Source organism: Pantoea sp. Fr-CA_6, from assembly GCF_024520895.1.
GTDB lineage: Bacteria > Pseudomonadota > Gammaproteobacteria > Enterobacterales > Enterobacteriaceae > Pantoea > Pantoea agglomerans.
Genome location: NZ_JALNPO010000005.1, coordinates 108,415 through 129,695, shown reverse-complemented (window position 1 = coordinate 129,695; position 21,281 = coordinate 108,415). Strand labels below are relative to the sequence as shown.

The 21,281-nt window shown below is 58.6% G+C and carries 18 protein-coding genes; 9 read left to right on the top strand and 9 right to left on the bottom strand.

Features of this window, described 5'->3' with window-relative positions; translation table 11 throughout:
* Nucleotides 1–9 precede the first annotated feature (9 nt).
* Nucleotides 10–1,950: a DEAD/DEAH family ATP-dependent RNA helicase gene (locus NR201_RS11305; RefSeq protein WP_031592043.1), complete on the top strand. Its 1,941-nt coding sequence runs from the start codon at nt 10–12 to the stop codon at nt 1,948–1,950.
* 55 nt (nt 1,951–2,005) lie between these two features.
* Here the strand turns inward: NR201_RS11305 and NR201_RS11300 are convergent, their stop codons facing one another.
* Nucleotides 2,006–2,752, bottom strand: a complete 747-nt coding sequence (locus tag NR201_RS11300) for an SDR family NAD(P)-dependent oxidoreductase (protein ID WP_223565801.1) — start codon at nt 2,750–2,752, stop codon at nt 2,006–2,008.
* A 174-nt stretch (nt 2,753–2,926) separates the two neighbouring features.
* Between NR201_RS11300 and NR201_RS11295 the strand changes: the two genes are divergently transcribed.
* Nucleotides 2,927–3,847, top strand: coding sequence for an AraC family transcriptional regulator (locus tag NR201_RS11295; protein ID WP_022625283.1), 921 nt, complete (start codon nt 2,927–2,929; stop codon nt 3,845–3,847).
* Here the strand turns inward: NR201_RS11295 and NR201_RS11290 are convergent, their stop codons facing one another.
* The 3 genes from NR201_RS11290 to NR201_RS11280 form a co-directional block, all read right to left on the bottom strand.
* Nucleotides 3,848–4,858, bottom strand: coding sequence for a luciferase-like monooxygenase (locus NR201_RS11290; protein WP_010251755.1), 1,011 nt, complete (start codon nt 4,856–4,858; stop codon nt 3,848–3,850). It lies immediately after the preceding gene.
* Nucleotides 4,859–4,978: 120 nt separating this feature from the next.
* A complete protein-coding gene (locus NR201_RS11285) occupies nt 4,979–5,857 on the bottom strand; it encodes a U32 family peptidase (RefSeq protein WP_033759648.1) in 879 nt (292 codons plus the stop codon).
* A 9-nt stretch (nt 5,858–5,866) separates the two neighbouring features.
* Nucleotides 5,867–6,862 carry a peptidase U32 family protein gene (locus NR201_RS11280; protein ID WP_062759370.1) on the bottom strand — a complete coding sequence of 332 codons (996 nt, stop codon included), beginning with the start codon at nt 6,860–6,862 and terminating at the stop codon, nt 5,867–5,869.
* Nucleotides 6,863–7,066: 204 nt separating this feature from the next.
* Here NR201_RS11280 and NR201_RS11275 point away from each other — a divergent pair, with 204 nt between their 5' ends.
* A complete protein-coding gene (locus NR201_RS11275) occupies nt 7,067–7,591 on the top strand; it encodes an SCP2 domain-containing protein (RefSeq protein ID WP_010251750.1) in 525 nt (174 codons plus the stop codon).
* Complete coding sequence (locus NR201_RS11270; protein WP_010251747.1) at nt 7,585–8,091, top strand: GNAT family N-acetyltransferase; 507 nt, start codon at nt 7,585–7,587, stop codon at nt 8,089–8,091. Before NR201_RS11275 ends, NR201_RS11270 begins: the two co-directional genes overlap by 7 nt.
* Here NR201_RS11270 and NR201_RS11265 read toward each other — a convergent pair.
* Nucleotides 8,075–8,368 carry a GIY-YIG nuclease family protein gene (locus tag NR201_RS11265; protein ID WP_031292823.1) on the bottom strand — a complete coding sequence of 98 codons (294 nt, stop codon included), beginning with the start codon at nt 8,366–8,368 and terminating at the stop codon, nt 8,075–8,077. The genes NR201_RS11270 and NR201_RS11265 overlap by 17 nt on opposite strands.
* Nucleotides 8,369–8,443: 75 nt before the next feature.
* Between NR201_RS11265 and NR201_RS11260 the strand changes: the two genes are divergently transcribed.
* Nucleotides 8,444–8,872: a YhbP family protein gene (locus NR201_RS11260; RefSeq protein WP_029519474.1), complete on the top strand. Its 429-nt coding sequence runs from the start codon at nt 8,444–8,446 to the stop codon at nt 8,870–8,872.
* 34 nt (nt 8,873–8,906) lie between these two features.
* Here NR201_RS11260 and NR201_RS11255 read toward each other — a convergent pair whose 3' ends face one another.
* Complete coding sequence (locus tag NR201_RS11255; RefSeq protein WP_010251739.1) at nt 8,907–9,428, bottom strand: type 1 glutamine amidotransferase domain-containing protein; 522 nt, start codon at nt 9,426–9,428, stop codon at nt 8,907–8,909.
* Between the two features lie 144 nt (nt 9,429–9,572).
* Between NR201_RS11255 and NR201_RS11250 the strand changes: the two genes are divergently transcribed.
* Complete coding sequence (locus NR201_RS11250) at nt 9,573–10,208, top strand: NAD(P)H-binding protein (protein ID WP_154209834.1); 636 nt, start codon at nt 9,573–9,575, stop codon at nt 10,206–10,208.
* Here NR201_RS11250 and nrdG read toward each other — a convergent pair.
* Complete coding sequence (gene nrdG / locus NR201_RS11245; protein ID WP_033778405.1) at nt 10,200–10,667, bottom strand: anaerobic ribonucleoside-triphosphate reductase-activating protein; 468 nt, start codon at nt 10,665–10,667, stop codon at nt 10,200–10,202. The genes NR201_RS11250 and nrdG overlap by 9 nt on opposite strands.
* Complete coding sequence (gene nrdD, locus NR201_RS11240) at nt 10,664–12,802, bottom strand: anaerobic ribonucleoside-triphosphate reductase (RefSeq protein WP_256849785.1); 2,139 nt, start codon at nt 12,800–12,802, stop codon at nt 10,664–10,666. The genes nrdG and nrdD overlap by 4 nt, the downstream gene beginning before the upstream one ends.
* 249 nt (nt 12,803–13,051) lie before the next feature.
* Between nrdD and NR201_RS11235 the strand changes: the two genes are divergently transcribed.
* Complete coding sequence (locus NR201_RS11235) at nt 13,052–15,424, top strand: beta-N-acetylhexosaminidase (protein WP_256849784.1); 2,373 nt, start codon at nt 13,052–13,054, stop codon at nt 15,422–15,424.
* 32 nt (nt 15,425–15,456) lie between these two features.
* Here the strand turns inward: NR201_RS11235 and galR are convergent, their stop codons facing one another.
* Complete coding sequence (galR, locus tag NR201_RS11230; RefSeq protein WP_010251726.1) at nt 15,457–16,458, bottom strand: HTH-type transcriptional regulator GalR; 1,002 nt, start codon at nt 16,456–16,458, stop codon at nt 15,457–15,459.
* A gap of 190 nt (nt 16,459–16,648) precedes the next feature.
* Here galR and NR201_RS11225 point away from each other — a divergent pair, with 190 nt between their 5' ends.
* Both NR201_RS11225 and NR201_RS11220 read left to right on the top strand, forming a co-directional pair.
* The gene (locus tag NR201_RS11225; protein WP_033769514.1) at nt 16,649–18,922 is read left to right on the top strand and encodes a molybdopterin guanine dinucleotide-containing S/N-oxide reductase; all 2,274 of its coding nucleotides are present in this window, start codon (nt 16,649–16,651) and stop codon (nt 18,920–18,922) included.
* Between the two features lie 279 nt (nt 18,923–19,201).
* Nucleotides 19,202–20,941 carry a penicillin-binding transpeptidase domain-containing protein gene (locus tag NR201_RS11220; protein ID WP_010251720.1) on the top strand — a complete coding sequence of 580 codons (1,740 nt, stop codon included), beginning with the start codon at nt 19,202–19,204 and terminating at the stop codon, nt 20,939–20,941.
* Nucleotides 20,942–21,281 lie beyond the last annotated feature (340 nt).

The window sequence follows — 21,281 nt, the reverse complement described above, 5'->3', positions numbered from 1 at the left end:
GTGTACTACATGACTGATATTCAAACCACTTTTGCTGACCTTGGCCTGAACGCCGACATCCTTGAATCACTGAATGGCATGGGCTACGTAAAGCCATCCCCAATCCAGGCTGAGTGTATTCCTCACCTGCTGGCGGGCCGTGACGTGTTAGGCATGGCGCAGACCGGGAGTGGTAAAACCGCGGCGTTCTCTCTGCCGCTGTTACATAACATTGATCCTACTGTTAAAGCGCCACAAATCCTGGTGCTGGCACCTACCCGCGAACTGGCGGTACAGGTTGCTGAAGCAGTTACCGAATTCTCTAAACACATGCGTGGCCTGAACGTGGTTGCCCTTTACGGCGGCCAGCGTTATGACGTGCAGCTGCGCGCACTGCGTCAGGGACCACAGGTTGTTGTGGGTACGCCTGGCCGTCTGCTTGACCACCTGAAACGCGGCACGTTAGACCTTTCTAACCTGCGTGGCCTGGTGCTGGATGAAGCAGACGAAATGCTGCGCATGGGCTTCATCGAAGACGTTGAAACCATCATGGCGCAAATTCCAGCCGATCATCAGACCGCGCTGTTCTCTGCAACCATGCCGGAAGCGATTCGTCGTATCACCAAACGCTTCATGAAAGATCCACAGGAAGTGCGTATTCAGTCAAGCCTGACCACGCGTCCTGATATCAGCCAGAGCTACTGGACCGCTTACGGTCGTAAAACAGACGCACTGGTTCGCTTCCTGGAAGCAGAAGACTTTGATGCTGCCATCATCTTCGTGCGTACCAAAAACGCAACCATGGAAGTAGCAGAAGCGCTGGAACGTAGTGGCTATAACAGCGCCGCGCTGAACGGTGACATGAACCAGGCTCTGCGTGAGCAGACGCTTGAGCGCCTGAAAGATGGTCGTCTCGACATTCTGATTGCAACCGACGTTGCGGCCCGTGGCCTGGACGTTGAGCGCATCAGCCTGGTTGTTAACTACGACATCCCGATGGACTCAGAATCTTACGTTCACCGTATCGGCCGTACCGGTCGTGCTGGTCGTGCTGGCCGTGCGCTGCTGTTCGTTGAGAACCGCGAACGCCGTCTGCTGCGTAACATCGAACGTACCATGAAGCTGACTATACCTGAGGTAGAACTGCCTAACGCAGAACTGCTGGGTGAGCGTCGTCTGGCTAAGTTTGCTGCTAAAGTTCAGCAGCAGCTGGAAAGCAGCGATCTGGATCAGTACCGTGCTCTGCTGGCTAAAATGCAGCCAGAAGAAGAAATGGATCTGGAAACACTGGCAGCCGCACTGCTGAAGATGGCACAGGGCGAACGTCCTCTGATTCTGCCACCAGAAGCACCGCGTCCGGCACGTCGCGAATACCGCGATCGTGACGAGCGTGATGGCCGTCGTGACAGCCGTGAAGCGCGTGGCGATTCTCGTGCTCCGCGTGAAAACCGCGAAAGCCGTGATGGCGATCGTCCACGTCGCGAACGTCGTGACGTTGGCGAAATGCAGCTGTACCGCATCGAAGTAGGCCGCGATGATGGTGTTGAAGTTCGTCACATCGTTGGCGCTATCGCTAACGAAGGCGACATCAGCAGCCGTTACATCGGTAACATCAAGCTGTTCGGTACCCACTCGACTATCGAGCTGCCGAAAGGCATGCCAGGCGATGTGCTGCAGCACTTTACCCGTACCCGTATTCTGAACAAGCCGATGAATATGCAGTTACTGGGTGATGCACAGCCGAACGAAGGCCGTGGTGACCGTCGTCCAGCTGGTGCTGGCGGTGAGCGTCGCAGCGGTCCAGGTGCAGGCGGTCCGGGCGCAGCTAATCGTGAAGGTGGTCGTCGCTTCTCTTCTGAACGCCGTGAGGGTGGTCGTGAAGGCGGCGGACGTACTTTCAACCGTGAAGGTAGCCGTGGTCCACGTCGTGAAGAGGGCGCAGCCGCCGCTCCACGTCGTCGTGATGCATAACGACTTAGCGTCGTAACAAAAAGGGAAGCCAATGGCTTCCCTTTTTTTATGCCTGTCAGGCACCGCCGCTGATCATCACGCGTTCGCCGCTGACCCAGGCGGACTCTTCAGAGGCCAGAAACAGCGCAACCTGCGCCACATCTTCCGGCAGACCAAAGCGTCCCAGCGGCGTGGCTGCCAGCAGTTGCGCTTTGAGCTGTGGGCTCATCCTCTTCGCGGCCAGTAATCCCTCCGTCAGAATCATGCCTGGTGCCAGGGCGTTAACCCGGATGTTCTTTGCGCCCAGTTCGCGCGCCAGTCCCTGGGTCAGGGTATCCACTGCGCCTTTGGTTGCTGCCCAGAGCACGGAACCTGGCGTGCTGTTTTTACTGTTCAGGGCGCTGAGATTAATAATGCTACCGCCGTGCGACGGGAAGTGACGAATCGCCTGCTGACAGACCATCAGCGTACCCAGCAGGTTAACGTTAATCTGCTGCTGCATCTCCTCCAGCGTCAGCGCCGCAAACTCGCCGTGATGAAAGCTGCCCGCATTGTTCACCACAATGTCGGGCGCGCCGAAGCACTCTGCGGTGGTGGCGAAGAGCCGTTCCACATCCCGCAGGAGAGAGATATCTGCCTGTACCGCCACGGCTTCACTGCCCAGGTTGACGATATCGCTGACCACGTCAGCCGCTCCCACTTCATCCTGACGATAATTGACCACGACGCGGGCGCCAGCCGCGGCAAAAGCGATGGCAATCGCCGCACCAATGCCTTTTGAGGCGCCTGTTACCAGCGCGATTTTATTCTGCAGTGCCTTCATTATGTTGTTCTCCGCCGTAATGATTGCGTCGAAAGACTATGCGCGCTGGTGCCGAAAAGCGGGTAGTGCAATCCTGCAAGCTTCTTGCACGATCCTGCAAAAGTAACGCAACGGGCCAGGTATTCCGCTCAGCGTCAGGTAATATCAGCACAGATAGCGGGAGGGGAGAACACAGTGACAGAGAGTGAGAAGTGGCAGGGGCTGGCGCAGTTAATTGCCCGTCATGCTCCGGAGGATGGGCGGCATTCAAGCGCCATAGATTGCCTTTTTTTTGGCCGGGTTTCAGCACCGACTGAGCCAATGCACTTTGCTCAATGGGCCAGTTTTGCCCTGGTGGCACAGGGCGGTAAGGCGCTGCATATCGGTGATGAGGTGCTGCACTATGGTCCGGGCGATCTGCTGCTAGTGACGCTGGATATGCCGGTGCGCGCCTGCGTCACCGTCGCCACGCCGGAAAAACCCAATCTGGGGATTGGTATTGCCATCAATGAATCCCGGCTGATGCGCTACCTCGAACAGTTTCCCCCGACGCTGCCGCTGGTGACACCAGACAGTGAACGCGGCGTCACCGTGCATAAGGTCTCACCTTTGCTGGTGGATGCGGTTATCCGGCTGGTACGCCTGCTTGACCACCCTGAGGACATTGAGGCGCTGGCCCCGCTCATTGAGCAGGAGATTTTCTATCGGCTGCTGACCGGGCCGGAAGGTTCGCGCATCCTGAATATGGCGCTGGCTGAGCGGCCGGGCAACCGGGTCGCGCAGGCTGCCCGCTGGCTGCGGGAAAATTTTCATCAGCCGCTGAAGATCGATCGGCTCGCCAGCAGTGTCGGCATGAGCATCTCTTCGCTGCATCATCACTTCAAAGCCGTGACGGCCATGACGCCGATGCAATACCAGAAACAACTGCGGCTGAATGAGGCGCGACGTTTGATGATGGTGGAAAAGCTGGATGCCGGTACGGCAGGCTATCGGGTGGGGTATCAGAGCGCGTCACAGTTCAGCCGGGAGTATCGCCGCCTGTATGGGCAATCTCCGGCCAGGGATAGTCGTCAGCTGGCGGTGAGCCCGGAGAGATTGCGCCCACCGCAGAACTGATTACAGGCTGTTAGCCGCTTCCATCGCAATGGCGAAGGAGCGCAGGCGCGCTTCGGAATCAAAAATCTGGCCATTGACCATAATTTCATCCGCCTGGGTTTCACGCATCAGTGAGGCCAGCCCATGACGCACTTTGTCCGTATCGCCGACCAGCGACATGCTGAGCGCCTGCTGTACGCCATACTGTTCTGATGGCGACCAGAGGTTATCCATGTTTTCAACCGGTGCCGGTAACGGGCCCGGTTTGCCGCGGCGCAGGTTGATAAACTGCTGCTGCTGCGAGGTAAACAGGAAGCGCGCATCACGCTCACTGTCTGCGGCGATCACGTTAATGCAGACCATGGCATAAGGCTTGTCGAGACGCGCCGATGGCTGGAAGTTTTCGCGGTAGACGTGCAGCGCCTGAAAGAGCTGGTCAGGGGCAAAATGGGAGGCAAACGCAAACGGCAGGCCCATTTTCGCTGAAAGCTGTGCGCTGTAGAGACTGGAGCCGAGCAGCCAGACCGGAATCTGCAGGCCCAGACCAGGTACCGGCTGCACTGGCGGCTGCGCATCCGCTTCGGCATCGAACCAGCTAATCAGTTCAGCCACATCCTCGGGGAACGTGTCGATGTGCATGTTGGCCTGATGACGGCGTAGTGCCATCATGGTGCGCTGGTCAGAACCTGGCGCGCGCCCTAAGCCGAGATCGATACGGCCAGGATAGAGAGAGGCCAGCGTACCAAACTGCTCGGCGATTACCAGCGGCGCATGGTTAGGCAACATAATGCCGCCGGAGCCCAGCTTCAGAGTCTCGGTATTCGCCGCCAGATAGCCAATCAGCACGGAGGTGGCTGCGCTGGCAATCCCCGTCATGTTGTGATGTTCAGCCAGCCAGTAGCGTTGATAGCCCAGTTTTTCAGCCTGACGCGCCAGCGCCAGCGAATTATGGAACGCATCCCGAGCGGTCGCGCCCTGTGGAATCGGCGCGAGATCCAGCACGGACAGGCGAAGAGGTTTTTTATCAGACATGACTACTCCCGTTGTATGGCGCAGGCGTTAAGTTAAGGCCTGCACCATTTAGTATTACGCATCATTCCTTATATTAAAACTGCTAACCTCAGCAGGAATATAGCCGGTATGTGCTTTTATTCAGGATGCCAGCGTCATGCCCGCCAGTTTGCGCCAGTAACCGTTACAATCACTGCCTTTTGCGACCATTAGCGGAGCCTGACCGTTTTCATTGGCGCGGAAACGGTCGATCTCTGCCAGCGTCGTCACATCCTGCGGCGAGAGCCGTATGCAATCGACCTGGCCGTGCATACCAGCCAGATCGTTACCCAGGTTATAGCAGTAGCCGCTCATGGTCTGAATGCCATTGAGGACGAACACCTGCTGCCCCTCCTGGGAGTTGACGCGCCGGCCTGTCGGATAGTTGATACAGCAGGTTTCGCAGTCATCTTTCGCGCGGTTTTCCGAGCGGGCGGTGAAGCAGCGCGCTGAGAGCGCCAGCGGCAGATGACCGTAGCCCAGCACCTCCACCTCAAACTGCTGCCGGATACCCCGCGTCTCGCACTGCTCCAGCAGCTGTAGCAGCCAGTCACGTGACATCTCCACCGGCATACACCAGCGCGTCATGCCCTCTTTGACCAGCAGCTGCAGCGTGTCGGCGTTATAAACATTGAGCGTCGGACCCGCGACAAAGGGCAGATGACGCTCAGCGGCCATGTTAACCGTGCCGATATCATTGGCTTCAATCAGGAACTCACCGTTCTCTACGTAACGCTGCAGCTCTTTCAGCTCAGAGGGCGATTGCAGCAGCGCCAGCGTGCTCAGCACCACCTGTTTGCCGCTGGCCGCGAGTTCACGAGCCAGCGCCATCCAGCGGGCATAGGGCGTGGCGCGACGTTTACTGCACACCGCTTCGCCAAGGTAGATAATATCCGCGCTACTGCGGGCAGCCTGCTGGTAAAAATCTTCCAGCGTATCGGTCGGCCAGTACCAGAGCACCGGCCCAAGGGCATATTGCATCATGACTCCTTATTGCCATTCACGGTGATAAGCACCCAGCGTGGTTTGCGAACCTTCTGAGAGATCGCCCAGCGTCTGCATCCACTGTGGTGCAACTTCAAACTGTTCCGGCTGCGCCTTGCAGCGATCAATTGCCTGACGCCAGACGCGCGCCACGTCAGCGACATAGGCAGGGCTGCGCTGACGGCCTTCGATTTTCACCGAGGCGATGCCTGCCCGCAGCAGTTCCGGCAGCAGTTCCAGCGTGTTCAGACTGGTGGGCTCCTCCAGCACGTGATAACGCTTGTCGTTAACCACATACCGTCCTTTGCAAAGTGTCGGATAACCCGCGCTTTCGTCCGGGGCGTAGCGATCGATCAACACTTCATTAAGCCGTGACTCCATGCCCTGCGGCGTCTGCTGCCAGCGCACAAACTTTGCCGGAGAGCAGGCACCGGCGCTGTTAGGTGATTCACCGGTCAGCCAGGAAGAGAGGTAGCAGCGGCCTTCCGCCATGATGCACAGGCTGCCAAAGGCGAATACCTCCAGCGGCACCGGTGTGCTGCGCGCCAGCTGTTTAACCTGGTGAATCGACAGGACGCGCGGCAGCACCACACGCTGCAGATTGAAGTGGCGATGGTAAAAGCGAATCGCCTCCAGATTGGTCGCCGAAGCCTGTACAGAAAGATGACGTTCGACCTGGGGATAGTGCGTCGCGGCATACTCCAGCGTGGCGATATCCGCCAGGATCAGCGCGTCAGCTCCGTTTTGCGCCGCCACATCAATCGCCCGCTGCCAGCGACCCATGCCATCCGGATGGGCAAAGGTGTTGATCGCAACATGCAGTTTGCGACGATGCTGATGAAGATAGCGCGCGGCTTCAGCCAGTTTCTTATCGGTGAAATTCAGACCCGCAAAATGACGGGCATTGGTGTCATCTTTCAGCCCCACATACACCGCATCAGCGCCATTCTCTACAGCGGTGCGCACTGCGGGTAAGTTTCCTGCCGGGCAGAGCAGTTCCATAGATATTCCTCTCAACATGCAGATGGGCGTCGAGTCTAGGCATCTGGTCCGGGCTGCGTGTTGATTTGGGGCAGTGAAATTCAAATTCATCCGCCCTGCGGCGCTTTTTTTCCTTTCATGGCAGCGGTTTTTATTGATCTCAGAGGAGGCGCGCAGAAAAGGATATGGCAATATACGTAAAATTTTCTGAAGGGAGTGACGAAAGTGTTAGAGCGGATACATGCCCATTGTGTGAAAAACGGTCCTAAAATCTTAGGGTTACCCGCTGCGTTCACCCCATTCCCGGTCAAAAAGTTGCTTCTGCAACAACTCTTAAACTGGCAATTTCGTCATGCTTTGGCTGAAGGTGAGTTAGACTTTCTGGATGGTCGCCTGCTGGGTATTGAAATTGCCGATCTCAATCTGCAATGGATAACCACGCTGCAGGACGGCCGACTGGCGGTATTGCAACAGTCCGAAGCGGATGTCTGGTTTCGGGGCAATGCCAATGATCTGTTGCTGGTGGCAGCACGTAAAGCAGATCCCGACATGCTGTTCTTTCAACGCCGGCTGGTGATTGAAGGTGACACTGAACTGGGACTTGAGGTGAAGAACGTAATGGATGCTATTGAACCCGAGGCTATGCCCACCGCGTTACGCACGGCAATTGAGCAGATGGCGGCATTTGTCGACGCCGGCATGAAACAGGACGCGAAGGCCGCTCAGGCGCGCGCAGGTGCTGCATGTTGATTCGTAGTGAAATTGGCGTGGATGCCGCAGGCATCGACGCGCTGCTCAGACGCTGCTTCAGTACCTCTGCAGAGGCGGAACTGACTCAGGCGCTGCGTGAAGATGGCTTGCTAACGTTAGGCGTGGTCGCGACGGATGACGAGGGACAGGTGCTGGGTTATGCCGCATTCAGTCCGGTCAGCGTGCAGGGTGAAGATCGCGGCTGGGTTGGGCTGGCACCGCTGGCCGTCGATGAGACGCTGCGCGGTCAGGGTATTGCCAGCAAGCTGATCTATGAGGGGCTGGATACGCTCAATGAATTTGGCTACAGCGCGGTAGTGGTGCTGGGCGATCCGGCGCTGTTCAACCGTTTTGGTTTTGAACCGGCGGCACGCCACGGCCTGCGCAGCCGCTGGCCGGGTACAGAGGCAACGTTCCAGGTCTACCGTCTGGCCGATAATGCGTATGACGGGGCGGAAGGGCAGATCGACTACGCCGAACCCTTTAATCGCCAGCCGTAATACCCAGCCAGCTCTCCAGACAGCCGGGCTGGCCCGCCACCAGCAGTAATTTCTGCTGGCGGGTCAGTTGCTTGACCTGATACTCCAGCCTGGAGGCGCTGGCGCGATCGCCCGCGTCACAGTGAAACACCAGGTCCAGCGGCCCTTTGCCGCGCAGCGCGCGGGCGCCGCGTCCGCTCTGGTGCTGAGCGACCCGGCGCACCACATCCGTGGTGATACCGGTATACAGGCTCCCTTTCGCCGTACGGACGATGTAGAGTTGCCACTGCTGACTCATCGCAATCATTTCCCAAAAAAAGGTGCCGGGCAGTGTAGCGCGCTTCACTCTCCGGTGCACCGCCAGGAGTCTATCTTGTCCGATCACGCCCATCTGGTTCGCTATCTGAGAAAGCAGCATGTGCTTTCACTCTGCTGTACCGCCGACGATCAACTGTGGTGCGCTAACTGCTACTACGTCTTTGACGAGACGCGCATGGCCTTCTGGATCATGACGGAACCCGATACCCGCCACGGTGAGTTAATGGTGCAGAATCCGCAGGTTGCGGGCACCGTCAATGGCCAGCCCAGAAGTGTGCTGCTGATTAAAGGGGTGCAGTATCGTGGCCATGTCAAACGGCTGGAGGAGACAACAGAGCAGATCGCCAGAGCCGCTTACCAGAAACGTTTTCCGGTCTCACGCAAAGTGTCGGCACCGCTGTGGGAGATTGTGCTGGATGAAGTGAAGATGACGGATAATGCGCTGGGATTCGGCAAGAAAATTGCCTGGCAGCGGGAGAAATAGGAACGCCCTTTTCAGCAGAAAAGGGCGTCGCGGCTTACAGCGCTTCGAGGATCCGCAGGGATTCACGATTAAAAGCCGGTAAATCGGCCGGGGTGCGGCTGGTGACCAGCTTATCGTCGTCTACTACCACTTCCTTATCATGGAAGTCGGCACCGGCATTGATCAGGTCAATGGCAACGGCTTTAACGGTAGTCATCTTGCGACCGCGCACGCCGTTAGCGCTAATCAGCAGCTGTGGCCCGTGGCAGATGGCAAAGATTGGCTTGCCGCTGGCGACAAACTCTTTGGTAAAAGCAACAAAACGATCGTCGCCGCGCAGGGCATCGGGCGAGTGACCGCCAGGCAGGAGCAGAGCGTCAAATTCAGCCGGGCTGACGTCATCAATGCTGCGATCGATGGTCACTTCAGCTTCGCCTTTCTTGCCTTTAACGACATTACCGGCTTGTTTCTCAATGGTAACCACCTCAAAACCAGCACGTTTGTAAACTTCCGCAGGTGAGGTAAATTCTGAGTCTTCAAATTCATCGGTAATTAAAACCGCCACTTTCTTGCTCATTTTTTCCTCCTTCAGCATGTGGAGCGCGAGACGCGCTTTCCGGATAACGCTATAAGCCTGGTCGCTGAGAGTGAGAACGCAAGCCAGCCCGTTAAGATCAGCTATCTTTTAACCAGTCAGCAGTGAAATAAGGATGAATCTGAGATGAATCGCGTATTACTGACCGGTGCCACCGGCTTAGTCGGGTCGCATCTGCTGCGCTTACTGATTGAAGATCCACGCGTCGATGAGATCATCGCGCCAACCCGTCGGCCACTACCCGCCATGGACAAGGTGGTGAATCCGGTTGAGGCCGATCTCACCGATGTCCTCGGGCCGCTGCAAAGTTCGCTGGACACGGTGTTCTGCTGCCTGGGCACCACGCGTAAGCAGGCGGGCAGTAAACAGGCTTTTATCCACGTTGATTACACCCTGGTGGTGGACAGCGGGTTAAGCGGATTACGTCTGGGGGCGAAGCAGATGCTGGTGGTCAGCGCGCACGGGGCCAGTCGTCACTCACCGTTTTTATATAATCGCGTCAAAGGCGAAATGGAGAATGCGCTGCGCCATCAGGGCTGGCCGCGCCTGACGCTGGTGCGGCCTTCATTGCTGCTAGGGGATCGCGCGCAGAAGCGCCGGGGTGAAAGCCTGGCGGGACCGCTGTTCTCACTCCTGCCGGGCAACTGGCGGGCGGTCAGCGCGCACGACGTGGCACGCTGTCTGCACCAGCAGGCTTTTACGCCGGGGAGTGAGAGCGTCAAAATCATTGAGTCTGGCGAAATCCCGCGCCGCTCAGCGTAACTGCCAGATAATCTGATTACGGCTGCCGCGCCATTGCAGCGTGGCATCCTTCTCCTCTTCGACAAAACGGCCATCGATCAGCACGTCGAGATAGACCAGCACAGCGCGCTGCGCCGCATTCAGCTCCTGCATCCGGTAACCGGTCCAGAGCCAGATATCTTTACCGGGACACGTCTGTCGCACCCGTTTCACCAGACGGCGAATGTGCGGCACGTTATGCGGATGCAGCGGATCGCCACCACTCAGCGACAATCCCTGGCGTGGAATGCGGGTGTCCTGCAAATCCGCCAGCAGTTGCTCCTCCATCTCAAGCGTAAAGGGCACGCCGGAGTCGAGCCGCCAGGTGCTCTGGTTATAGCAGCCGCGGCACTGATGTTCGCAACCGGCGACAAACAGCGTGCAGCGGGTGCCAGGGCCATTAACGATATCCACATCATAGTAGCGATGGATATGCATCATCCCAGCGGTCCTTCAGACAGATGCTTCACCCGACGCTGCACTTCCTGCTGTTTACCAGCATTAAAGGGCCGCGCATCCGGGCTGCCCAGATAGCCGCAGACCCGCCGGGTAACGGAGACGCGCGCCGGATCGTGGTTGCCGCAATTGGGACAGGTGAAGCCGCGGCTGGTACAGGTGAACTCGCCGTTGAAGCCGCACTCGTAGCACTCATCAATCGGGGTATTAGTGCCGTAATAGGGCACGCGGTCGTAGCTGTAATCCCAGACATCCTCCAGCGCCTTGAGGTTGTGCTGCACATTCGGGTATTCGCCGTAACAGATGAATCCGCCATTCGCCAGCGGCGGATAGGGCTCTTCAAAGTCGATTTTGTCGTAAGGATTGACCTTCTTCTCAACGTCGAGATGGAAGCTGTTGGTGTAGTAGCCCTTGTCGGTAACGCCTGGCACCAGACCAAACTGCGCCGCATCAAGACGGCAGAAGCGGTCGCACAGATTCTCGCTTGGCGTGCTGTAAAGGCTGAACCCATAGCCTGTTTCTGCTTTCCAGCGCTCGGTGGCATCGCGCATGTAAGCAATGATCTCTACCCCTTTGGCGCGCAGGGCCGCGTCATCGTAAGGATGCTGATGACCGCCGCTGAGCGCATTCAGGGTTTCATGCAGGCCGATATAACCCAGCGACAGCGACGCGCGGCCATTACGGAAAATAGGACCGACTTCATCATCCGCATTCAGCCGAACGCCACAGGCGCCTTCCATATAGAGGATGGGCGCGACGCGCGCTTTGGTCTTCTCCAGCCGCGCCACCCGCGTCATCAGCGCCCGCTTAGCCAGCTGCAGTCGTGCATCGAGCAGCGTCCAGAAGCGCGCTTCATCCCCGCCCGCTTCCAGTGCGATGCGCGGCAGGTTCAGGCTGATTACCCCGATATTGTTGCGGCCCTCATGAATCTGCTCGCCGTTCTCTTCATAAACGCCAAGGAAACTACGGCAGCCCATTGGGGTTTTAAACGAGCCGGTGACTTTAACCACCTGATCGTAATTGAGGATGTCGGGATACATCCGCTTGCTGGCGCACTCCAGCGCCAGTTGTTTGATATCGTAATTAACGTCGCCCGCCCGGCGGTTGACGCCTTCGCGAATGCTGAACACCAGTTTAGGGAACACCGCCGTCTTGCGATTTTTACCCAGTCCGGCCAGCCGGTTAAGCAGAATCGACTGCTGAATCAGCCGGGCGGCCCAGTCCGTCCCCAGACCAAAACCAAAGGTGACAAACGGCGTCTGGCCGTTGGCGGTGTGCAGGGTATTCACCTCATACTCCAGCGACTGAAAGGCGTCGTAGCACTCTTTCTCCGTACGCTGGCGCGCATACTGCTCGGCCTGCGGGATCTGCCACTGCTCAGCAATCGCCAGATGCCGGGCATAGCTCTGCTCAACAAACGGGGCCAGCACTTCATCAATACGGTTAATGGTGGTGCCGCCGTAAATATGGCTGGCGACCTGCGCGATGATCTGCGCGGTCACGGCGGTGGCGGTAGCGATCGATTTAGGCGGCTCGATTTCAGCATTGCCCATTTTGAAACCGTTGGTCAGCATGCCTTTCAGATCGATCAGCATGCAGTTGAACATCGGGAAGAAAGGGGAGTAGTCGAGATCGTGATAGTGGATCTCGCCGCGCTCGTGCGCCAGAACCACATCGCGCGGCAGGATCTGCTGCTGTGCGTAGTGTTTTGCCACGATCCCGGCCAGCAGATCGCGCTGCGTCGGGATCACTTTGCTGTCTTTGTTGGCATTCTCGTTCAGCAGCGCCGCATTGGTCTGATCGACCAGTCCGCGAATGGCGTGATGTAACTGGCTCTGACGATCGCGGGCGACGTCGCGATCGTGGCGGTATTCAATGTAGGCGCGGGCCAGTTGAGGGTAAGGACCCGCCATCAGCGTCTCTTCTACCGCACACTGAATTTCACGGATATCCACTTCCGGACGATCGGCCAGCCGCAATGCCACCCGCTCAGCGACCTGCGCGCACCAGGCCGCGTCTTCTACTTCGGCTGCCCGTGCTGCTGCCGCCACGGCCTGCTCAATACGCTGCGCATCAAAGCCTGTCCGGCATCCATCACGCTTGATTACCACCGTCGCCATTTTTCTCTCCATAAACTACATATAGGGGTCGGGAGGATTCTATTCGCTACATGTAGTGATTGCTGAGAATTATTGCGATCAGATTTGACCTGAAACAAGGAAGCCTCAACCCGCTGGAAAACTCTGGCTGATGTAAAAAATCGGGTGCTGATTCAGGTTTCCTGCAGGATTCACTGGCGGATTGGCGTGCAGCAACTTTAATCAACGTTCTGCCCTGTCAAAACGTTGACGTTACAAGGATGCCCGCCAATGTGGTTACCCCGTTCTTTGCTCCTGCTCTCGGCCCTCAGCCCAATCGCCCTGGCCAGTCCGCTGCCGCTGATGCCCTGGCCGCAACAGGTGGAACAGCCCGCCAGCGGCGGCACGCTTATCCTGACGCCGCAGCTGACGCTGCAAATCGCCGGCGATCATCTGGCGGGTGCCGAAGCGCGCTGGCTGGAGCGCATCAGCAATCAGACCGGCTGGCCGCTGTTGCCTGCCACCCAGCCGGTGGCAGCACCGACTATCCGCATCGTCATTGCGAAGGCGGTGGATCCGCTGCCGCTGCCTGATAGCGATGAGAGCTATCAGTTGCAGGTCGATGGCGACGGCGTCCTGTTAACCGCGCCCAGCCGTTTCGGCGCGATGCGCGGCATGGAAACCCTGCTGCAGCTGATACAAAACGGCGCACAGGGGACAACCATTCCTTACGTCACCATCCACGATCATCCGCGCTTTCCGTGGCGCGGCGTGCTGATCGACACGGCGCGTCACTTTATGCCGGTGGAGACGCTTAAACGTCAGATCGACGGCATCGCCGCCGCGCGCATGAACGTCTTTCACTGGCATCTTACCGACGATCAGGGCTGGCGCTTCGCCTCCAGCTACTATCCCCAGCTGCAGCAGAAAGCCAGCGATGGCAACTATTACAGCCAGCAGCAGATGCGGGAGATCGTGAAATATGCCACCGATCGCGGGGTGCGTGTGGTGCCCGAGCTGGATATGCCGGGACATGCGTCCGCGCTGGCGGTGGCGATGCCAGAGCTGATTAGCGCACCCGGCCCCTGGCAGATGGAGCGCGGCTGGGGCGTCTTTAAACCGCTGCTCGATCCCAGCAACGAACAGGTTTATCAGGTGATCGACACGCTGGTGGGTGAGATGGCGGCGATCTTCCCCGATCCCTGGCTGCACATTGGCGGCGATGAGGTGGATCCGACACAGTGGAACGACTCGCCTGCTATCCAGCAGTTTATGCGCGATCACGATCTGAAAGATGCCCATGCGCTTCAGGCATATTTCAATCAGCGGGTAGAGAAGATCCTGGAAGTCCATCACCGTCAGATGGTGGGCTGGGATGAGATTGCCCATCCCGATCTGCCGCGCAGCATTCTGATCCAGTCGTGGCAGGGCCAGGATGCGCTGAGCGCGCTGGCAAAAGAGAACTACCGCGGCATCCTCTCCACCGGTTTCTACCTTGATCAGCCTCAGCCTGCCAGCTATCACTACCGCAATGAGGTCACGCCACAGGGCCTCAACGGCCAGGATCGTCTGCGGCCAGGCGATCAGGCGCAGAGCTGGTCATTCACCATGCCGCGGCTGAAAGGCAGCCCGGTGAAGGGCAGCTTTACGCTGATACAGGGAGAACCAGGCTGGCGCGGTTTTATCGACTTCGATGGCAAAGCCCGCCGGATGGTCGGTCAGATCAACTGGCTCTCGACTCAGCAGGTGCGGTTTAGCGTGGATAGCTGGATGGGGCCGTTCCAGCCGGTGTTCACGCTGCAACAGAACGCCCTCAAAGGTTATGCAGAGGTAGGCAACGTGCGTTATCCTACCACCGGCCAACGGCTGGCGCAGACGCCTGCGGGCATCGCGCCCGCGCTGCCCACACCTGCGCAGGTGCAGCAAAATCTGCTGGGTGGCGAGGCGGCGCTGTGGGCGGAAAACATCAACAGCCAGATTATTGATACCAAACTGTGGCCGCGCGCCTTTGTGGTGGCCGAGCGGTTATGGTCGGCACAGGATGTCACCAATACCGACTCGATGTATTCGCGGCTGGCGGCGATGGATCGCTGGAGCAGCGTGTCGGTCGGAACGCTGCAACACGCGCAGACGGAGCAGCAGATGATGCGGCTGGCCAGTGGGCATGACATCGCCCCACTGCGGGTACTGGCCGAGGTGCTGGAACCGGCGCAATACTACACGCGCCAGCATCTCAAGTTTCAGGCGGGCCATTACGACTACCATGAACCCCTGAACCGGCTGGCAGATGTACTGCCCGCTGAGAGTGAGGCGGTACGTCAGCTGGAGCAGCAGGTCGCCGTGTTAATCGCCAATCGTAATAATCCGGCTGCCGCCTCTGCGGTTCGCGCGCCGCTGCAGCGCTGGCAGGCTAACACCAGCGCGGTGCTGCCGATCATTAACGCCAGTGCAACGCTGAAGCCGCTGGCACAGAGCGTGCAGCAGATCGAGGCGCTGAGCGCCATGGGCCTCGCGCTGGTTAATGCTTACGTTCGCAATCAGGCGTTTGGTGCCAGTGAAGTGGCGGAGATGCGTGCGACACTGGATGCCGCCGCAGAGGTACAGGATGAAACAGTGATTGCGCTGGTCAGGCCGCTGGAGACGCTGCTGCGCGCCTTTCAGTAAACGCTGCGGCCGGATAAACCGGCCATAGCGTCTCAGGCCGGGCCGCTGACCGAGTGGCGGCGCACCAGGGTCGGACTGAACATGTGGGTCACTTCCGGCAGCGGCTGATTGTTGGCCAGCGCCAGCGCCAGCTGGGCCGCCTGCTGCGCCATGGTGACAATCGGATAGCGGATGGTGGTGAGGCGCGGTCGCACATAGCGCGAAACCAGCACATCATCGAAGCCGATCAGCGACATCTCTTCCGGCACCCGAACGCCGTTATCGCTCAGCACCGCCAGCGCGCCGGCGGCCATTGAGTCGTTGTAGCAGGCGACGGCGGTGAAATTCTTGCCGCGACCCAGCAGTTCCGTCATCGCCTGCTCACCGCCCACTTCATCCGGTTCACCCCAGGTGACCAGCCGATCGCTGCACGGCAGGCCATGTTCTTTCAGCGCATCGTAGTAACCCTGCAGGCGATCTTCTGCATCGGAGATAGTGTGGGTCGAGCAGATAAAGGCGATATTCTGGTGGCCAAGCTGGATCAGATGACGGGTTGCCAGCCAGGCGCCGTAGCGGTCGTCGAGCGCGATACAGCGCTTTTCAAAGCCTTTTATCAGCCGGTTCAGCAGCACCATGCCAGGCACCTGCTTCATCAGCACTTCCAGTTCTGCATCGGGGATTTTCTTGGCGTGAACCACCAGCGCCGCGCAGCGGTGACGCATCAGTTGTTCAATCGCCTGCCGCTCTTTTTGCTCATTATGGTAACCGTTACCAATCAGCAAAAAGTTACCGGTGTCACCTGCAACCTCATCCACGGCTTTAACCATTGCGCCAAAAAAGGGATCGGAGACGTCACCGACAATCAGGCCGAGCGTTTCGGTCGATTGCTGCGCCAGCGCACGTGCGTTGGCATTCGGGTGATACTGAAGCTGCTCCATCGCCTGACCTACGGCCTGTCGGGAGCTGTCGCTGGCTTTGGGAGAATTATTGATTACACGGGAGACTGTGGCGACAGAAACGCCAGCCAGTCGCGCAACATCCTTTATGGTAGCCATGCGTTGACCTGCTTTGGGGAAAACGTTTACACATCGCATCAGTGTTACGGAAAAGGGCGGACACATCAACCCGACAGAATGCCAGCGTCGTCGCAAAAAGGGGTAAAAACGGTCACTGCTGCACGTCTTCTGCTGAGGCGTCGCACCATGCTATGCTCAATCTCCCACCTGGCTACCGTGAAAAACAACGATGAAAACCAAAGTGCCACATCTGGCGCACTGGGGCGCCTTTACCGCCGTTACTGAAAACGATCGCCTGATTGGCTGCGAACCTTTCTTCGCCGATGCCGATCCGTCACCGATGATCCACACCATTCCTGAACTGGTCTATTCCGACAAACGCATTCGTCAGCCGATGGTGCGGCGCTCGTGGCTGAAGTCACGCGAAAAGAGCGACCGTACGCTGCGTGGCCGGGAGGATTTTGTTGCCGTCGACTGGGAAACCGCGCTGGATCTGGTGGCGGAGGAGAATCGCCGCATTCGCGAGCGCTATGGCGCATCGGGCATTTTCAACGGCTCCTACGGCTGGTCATCGGCCGGACGTGTTAACCACGCCCGCACCCTGGTTCGTCGCTTCTACTTTCAGGGCGGCGGCGGCGTTGATCAGCAGGGTAACTACAGCTGGGGCGCCGCGCAGTTCTTCCTGCCCTATGTGATTGGCACCTACATGCCGCTGACCGGGCGCGTCACCGAATGGCCGCAGGTGGTGGAACATGCCGAAATTTTTGTCGCCTTTGGTGGGCTGGCGCTGAAAAACGCTCAGGTCGCCTCGGGGGGCGCAGGGCAGCACAGCCTGAAACCGGCGCTGATGCAGCTGGCCGCCAAAGGCACGCCGGTGATCAACATCAGCCCGATGCGCGATGACTGCCCGGAATTTGTTAACGCCGAGTGGATTCCGATTCGCCCCAACACCGACGTGGCGCTGATGCTGGCGCTGGGTCATGAGATCACCCAGCGCGGCGCGGTTGACGAAGCGTTTCTCGCCAGCCACTGCACCGGCTGGCCGCAGCTGCGCGCCTATCTGCTGGGCGAAACCGACGGCGTGGCGAAAACCGCCGGCTGGGCCAGCCGTATCACCGGCATCCCGGCCGATCGCATTGTGCAGCTGGCGCAGCAGCTCACCGGCAAGCGCAGCTTTATTACCTGCTCCTATTCCGTTCAGCGCGCCCATCGCGGCGAGCAGCCTTACTGGATGATGATTGCGCTGTCGTCGATGCTCGGCCAGCCAGGCCTGCCGGGCGCCGGTTTCTCTTTTGGTCACGGTTCGATGAACAGCGTCGGCAACCCGCGCCAGGAAGGTCCGGCTCCGATGATGAGCACCGGCCCCAATCCTTCCGGGCTGTCGATTCCGGTGGCGCGGATCAGCGATATGCTGCTCAATCCCGGCCAGCCTTACCGCTTTCAGGGCGAAACCCTGCACTATCCCGACATTCACATGGTGCACTGGGCGGGCGGCAATCCTTTCCATCATCACCAGCAGCTCAACCGGCTGGTGGAGGGCTGGCAGCGGCCCGATACGGTCGTGGTGCAGGATATCGTCTGGACACCCGCCGCGCAGATGGCGGACATTGTGCTGCCTGCGACCACCACGCTGGAGCGCAATGACATCGGCGGCTCCTCACGCGACCGCTTTGTGCTGGCGATGCATCAGGCGATTAAACCGCAGCATCAGGCGCGCAACGACTTCGATATTTTTGCTGACCTGGCGGAGCGCCTCGGCTACCGCGATACCTTCACCGAAGGGCGCAACGAGATGCAGTGGATCGCCCATCTTTATCAGCAGTGTGCGACCGCGCATCAGCGTAAAGGCATCGATTTCCCATCGTTTGAGGAGTTCTGGCAGCGCGGCTTTGTGGAGATCCCCGAAGGGGGCAAACCCTATCAGTTTATGGATGATTTCCGTGCCGATCCGCAGGCCAATCCGATTAAAACCGCCAGCGGCAAAATCGAGCTCTTCAGCCAGACCATTGCAGACTACCAGCTGGACGATTTCGCCGGCCATCCGGAATGGCGTGAACCGCAGGAGTGGCTCGGTTCGCCGGTCAGCCGCGACTATCCGCTGCACATGATCTCGATTCAGCCTTCCGACCGGTTACACAGTCAGCTGGATGCGACAGAAACGGTGCAGGGCAATAAAACCGCCGGACACGAAACGCTCTACATGCATCCGCAGGATGCGGCCGCGCGCGGGCTGGTGGAGGGCGACGAGATAGAGGTGAGCAACGCACGCGGCGTGATGCTGGCGGGCGTGCGGATCACCGATGGCGTGACGCAGGGCGTAGTGATTATCGCCACCGGCGCCTGGTTTGATCCCGGCTTTGGCAAGGCGTGGCAGCCGCACGATCGCGCGGGTAACCCCAACGTGCTGACGCTCGACATCGGCACCTCGTCGCTGACGCAGGGGCCAAACGCCATGAGCTGCCTGGTGGAAATCAAAAAACATCAGGATTGCACAATAGCGTAAGGATCTCATGGCTGGTTACATTTTGCCGGTAACTGTTGCGTTTGAGAGATGGCAGCCGATCGATCCCTCTTGCTACATTCAGGGTCCCAGAGGTATTGATGGGTGAACATCAATAGATTTTCTTGATTACACCAACCTGCGCAGATGCGCAGGTTTTTTTTTGCCAGAAATCGGCTGCCGATAACGAACTGATACACAGTTTTCCTGTTATACGGCCAGCGCTTTCTTTATAACTGCTGGCACCAGCCCCTTTCTCTTTATTTTGCGCAGCGGAATGCCATGCCCCGGATTAAAAAACTACTGGGAAAAGACCAGATAAAAGCGCCGTTTAACCCTTTTCGTTTCCGACTGATCTGCCTGGGTGTCACGACCTGTCTGGTGGTGCTGCTGGCGCGCGTCGCGGACCTGCAGTTCCTGAATCAGCCGATGCTGGAGCACGAAGCGGATCAGCGATCGCTGCGTACCGTGACGCTGCCGACCAGTCGCGGCACGCTGCTGGATCGTAACGGTGAAGCGCTGGCGCTCAGCGTCCCGTCGCGCGACGTGATTGCCGATCCGCAGCGCGTGCTGGAGAGCAACCCCGATTTTACCAGTGCCAAATGGGCCTATCTGGCGGCGGCGCTTAACACCCGTCCCGAAGAGCTGGCGGCGCAGATCACCGCCAACCCGAAACGTCGCTTCCTCTATCTGGGGCGTAAAGTCGAGCTGGGCATCGCCAAAGATATTAAAGAGCTGAAGCTGAAAGGCATCAGCGAAGTCTATGACGACAGCCGTTTCTATCCGATGAGCGAAGCCTCTGCGCCGCTGATCGGCATCGTCGGGGCGGATAACGTCGGCCTGAATGGACTGGAAAAGGGCTTTGATAAAGTATTGCAGGGCGAGCCGGGCAAAGAGGTCTATCGGCAGGATGCCGCGGGCAATATCATCGCGATGATCAACTATCAGCCGCCGACCCAGCCGCCGACGGTACAGCTCAGCATCGACAAATATGACCAGTACACGCTCTACAGCAAACTGCGCGACGGCGTACTGATCAACAAGGCGGACTCCGGTGCGGCCGTGCTGGTGAAAATCGACACCGGCGAGATTCTGGCGATGGCCTCCTATCCGTCGTTCAACCCCAACAACTATGAAGGGGCAACGCCCGCGCAGATGCGTAACTCTGCCATCAATGACAGCTACGAACCGGGATCGACCGTCAAGCCGTTAGTGGTGATGGAAGCGCTGGAGCGCCACCTGGTGCGCCCGGATTCGGTGATCGACACCACGCCTTACAGCGTTAACGGCCACCTGATCCGCGACGTCGGCCACTGGCCGCGCCTGACCATGACCGGCATTCTGCAAAAATCGAGCGACATTGGCGTGTCACACCTCGCGCTGGCGATGCCCGCCGAAGCGCTGGTCAACACCTATCATGCGTTCGGCCTTGGCAAACCAACCGGCTTAGGGCTGACCGGCGAAAGCGTCGGCTACTTTCCGTTGCACCGCACCCGCTGGGCAGATATCGAGCGGGCCACCTTCTCCTTTGGCTATGGCCTGCGTGTGACGCCGCTGCAGATTGCCCGCGAATACGCCACGCTCGGCTCCTATGGCATTTACCGTCCGCTGTCGATCACCCGCGTTACGCCACCGGTCATGGGACGCCAGGTCGCCAACCCGGAAACGGTGAAAGAGGTGGTGCACATGCTGGAGAGTGACGTCCTGCCGGGCGGAACCGGGCTGAAAGCTGCGGTGCCGGGCTACCGTCTGGCAACCAAAACCGGTACGGCGGAAAAAATGGGCACCAGCGGCAAGTATGATGGCGGCTACGTCAACTACACCGCCGGTCTCGCTCCCGCCAGCCATCCTGAAGTGGCGCTGGTGGTGATGATCAACCATCCGACGGCGGGCGATCACTTCGGTGGCTCGGTTGCTGCGCCGGTGTTCGGCAATATCATGGGACCGGTACTGAAACACATGAATATTGCACCGGATGCCATCTACACCAAACCGGCGGCCACTCCTTCAGATAAATCTTAGACAAATCAGAGTGTAAGCGAGGCGTGAAGGATATTCACACCTCGTTGCACTTCCCCGAATTCGGTTGCGTTTTCCTGCTGTCTCCGCGCGGTCAATCAGTGCGAGGATAGCAGTCCCAGAGGTATTGATGGGTGTGAAAACAACACCGCTTCGGCAGTGAGACCCTGTTATTACACCGACCCACGCAGATGCGTGGGTTTTTTTTGCCTGCTCGCCTGAGCCTGCCGTTACCGCTGTAAAAACCCCCGCTAAATCAACATCGTTCTTAACGAAACCCTGACAGTTTGCCAATAGAAAGGCGCGTCGCCTTTCACTGATAATGGCCGCCGTGAAGCCTGGC

What these genes read in the sequence shown, in the direction of transcription:
- NR201_RS11305 (WP_031592043.1), top strand. Translation starts at nt 10, where the DNA reads ATGACTGATATTCAAACCACTTTTGCTGACCTTGGCCTGAACGCCGAC.
- NR201_RS11300 (WP_223565801.1), bottom strand. Translation starts at nt 2,752, where the DNA reads ATGAAGGCACTGCAGAATAAAATCGCGCTGGTAACAGGCGCCTCAAAA.
- NR201_RS11290 (WP_010251755.1), bottom strand. Translation starts at nt 4,858, where the DNA reads ATGTCTGATAAAAAACCTCTTCGCCTGTCCGTGCTGGATCTCGCGCCG.
- NR201_RS11285 (WP_033759648.1), bottom strand. Translation starts at nt 5,857, where the DNA reads ATGCAATATGCCCTTGGGCCGGTGCTCTGGTACTGGCCGACCGATACG.
- NR201_RS11280 (WP_062759370.1), bottom strand. Translation starts at nt 6,862, where the DNA reads ATGGAACTGCTCTGCCCGGCAGGAAACTTACCCGCAGTGCGCACCGCT.
- NR201_RS11270 (WP_010251747.1), top strand. Translation starts at nt 7,585, where the DNA reads ATGTTGATTCGTAGTGAAATTGGCGTGGATGCCGCAGGCATCGACGCG.
- NR201_RS11265 (WP_031292823.1), bottom strand. Translation starts at nt 8,368, where the DNA reads ATGAGTCAGCAGTGGCAACTCTACATCGTCCGTACGGCGAAAGGGAGC.
- NR201_RS11255 (WP_010251739.1), bottom strand. Translation starts at nt 9,428, where the DNA reads ATGAGCAAGAAAGTGGCGGTTTTAATTACCGATGAATTTGAAGACTCA.
- NR201_RS11250 (WP_154209834.1), top strand. Translation starts at nt 9,573, where the DNA reads ATGAATCGCGTATTACTGACCGGTGCCACCGGCTTAGTCGGGTCGCAT.
- nrdG (WP_033778405.1), bottom strand. Translation starts at nt 10,667, where the DNA reads ATGATGCATATCCATCGCTACTATGATGTGGATATCGTTAATGGCCCT.
- nrdD (WP_256849785.1), bottom strand. Translation starts at nt 12,802, where the DNA reads ATGGCGACGGTGGTAATCAAGCGTGATGGATGCCGGACAGGCTTTGAT.
- NR201_RS11235 (WP_256849784.1), top strand. Translation starts at nt 13,052, where the DNA reads ATGTGGTTACCCCGTTCTTTGCTCCTGCTCTCGGCCCTCAGCCCAATC.
- galR (WP_010251726.1), bottom strand. Translation starts at nt 16,458, where the DNA reads ATGGCTACCATAAAGGATGTTGCGCGACTGGCTGGCGTTTCTGTCGCC.
- NR201_RS11225 (WP_033769514.1), top strand. Translation starts at nt 16,649, where the DNA reads ATGAAAACCAAAGTGCCACATCTGGCGCACTGGGGCGCCTTTACCGCC.
- NR201_RS11220 (WP_010251720.1), top strand. Translation starts at nt 19,202, where the DNA reads ATGCCCCGGATTAAAAAACTACTGGGAAAAGACCAGATAAAAGCGCCG.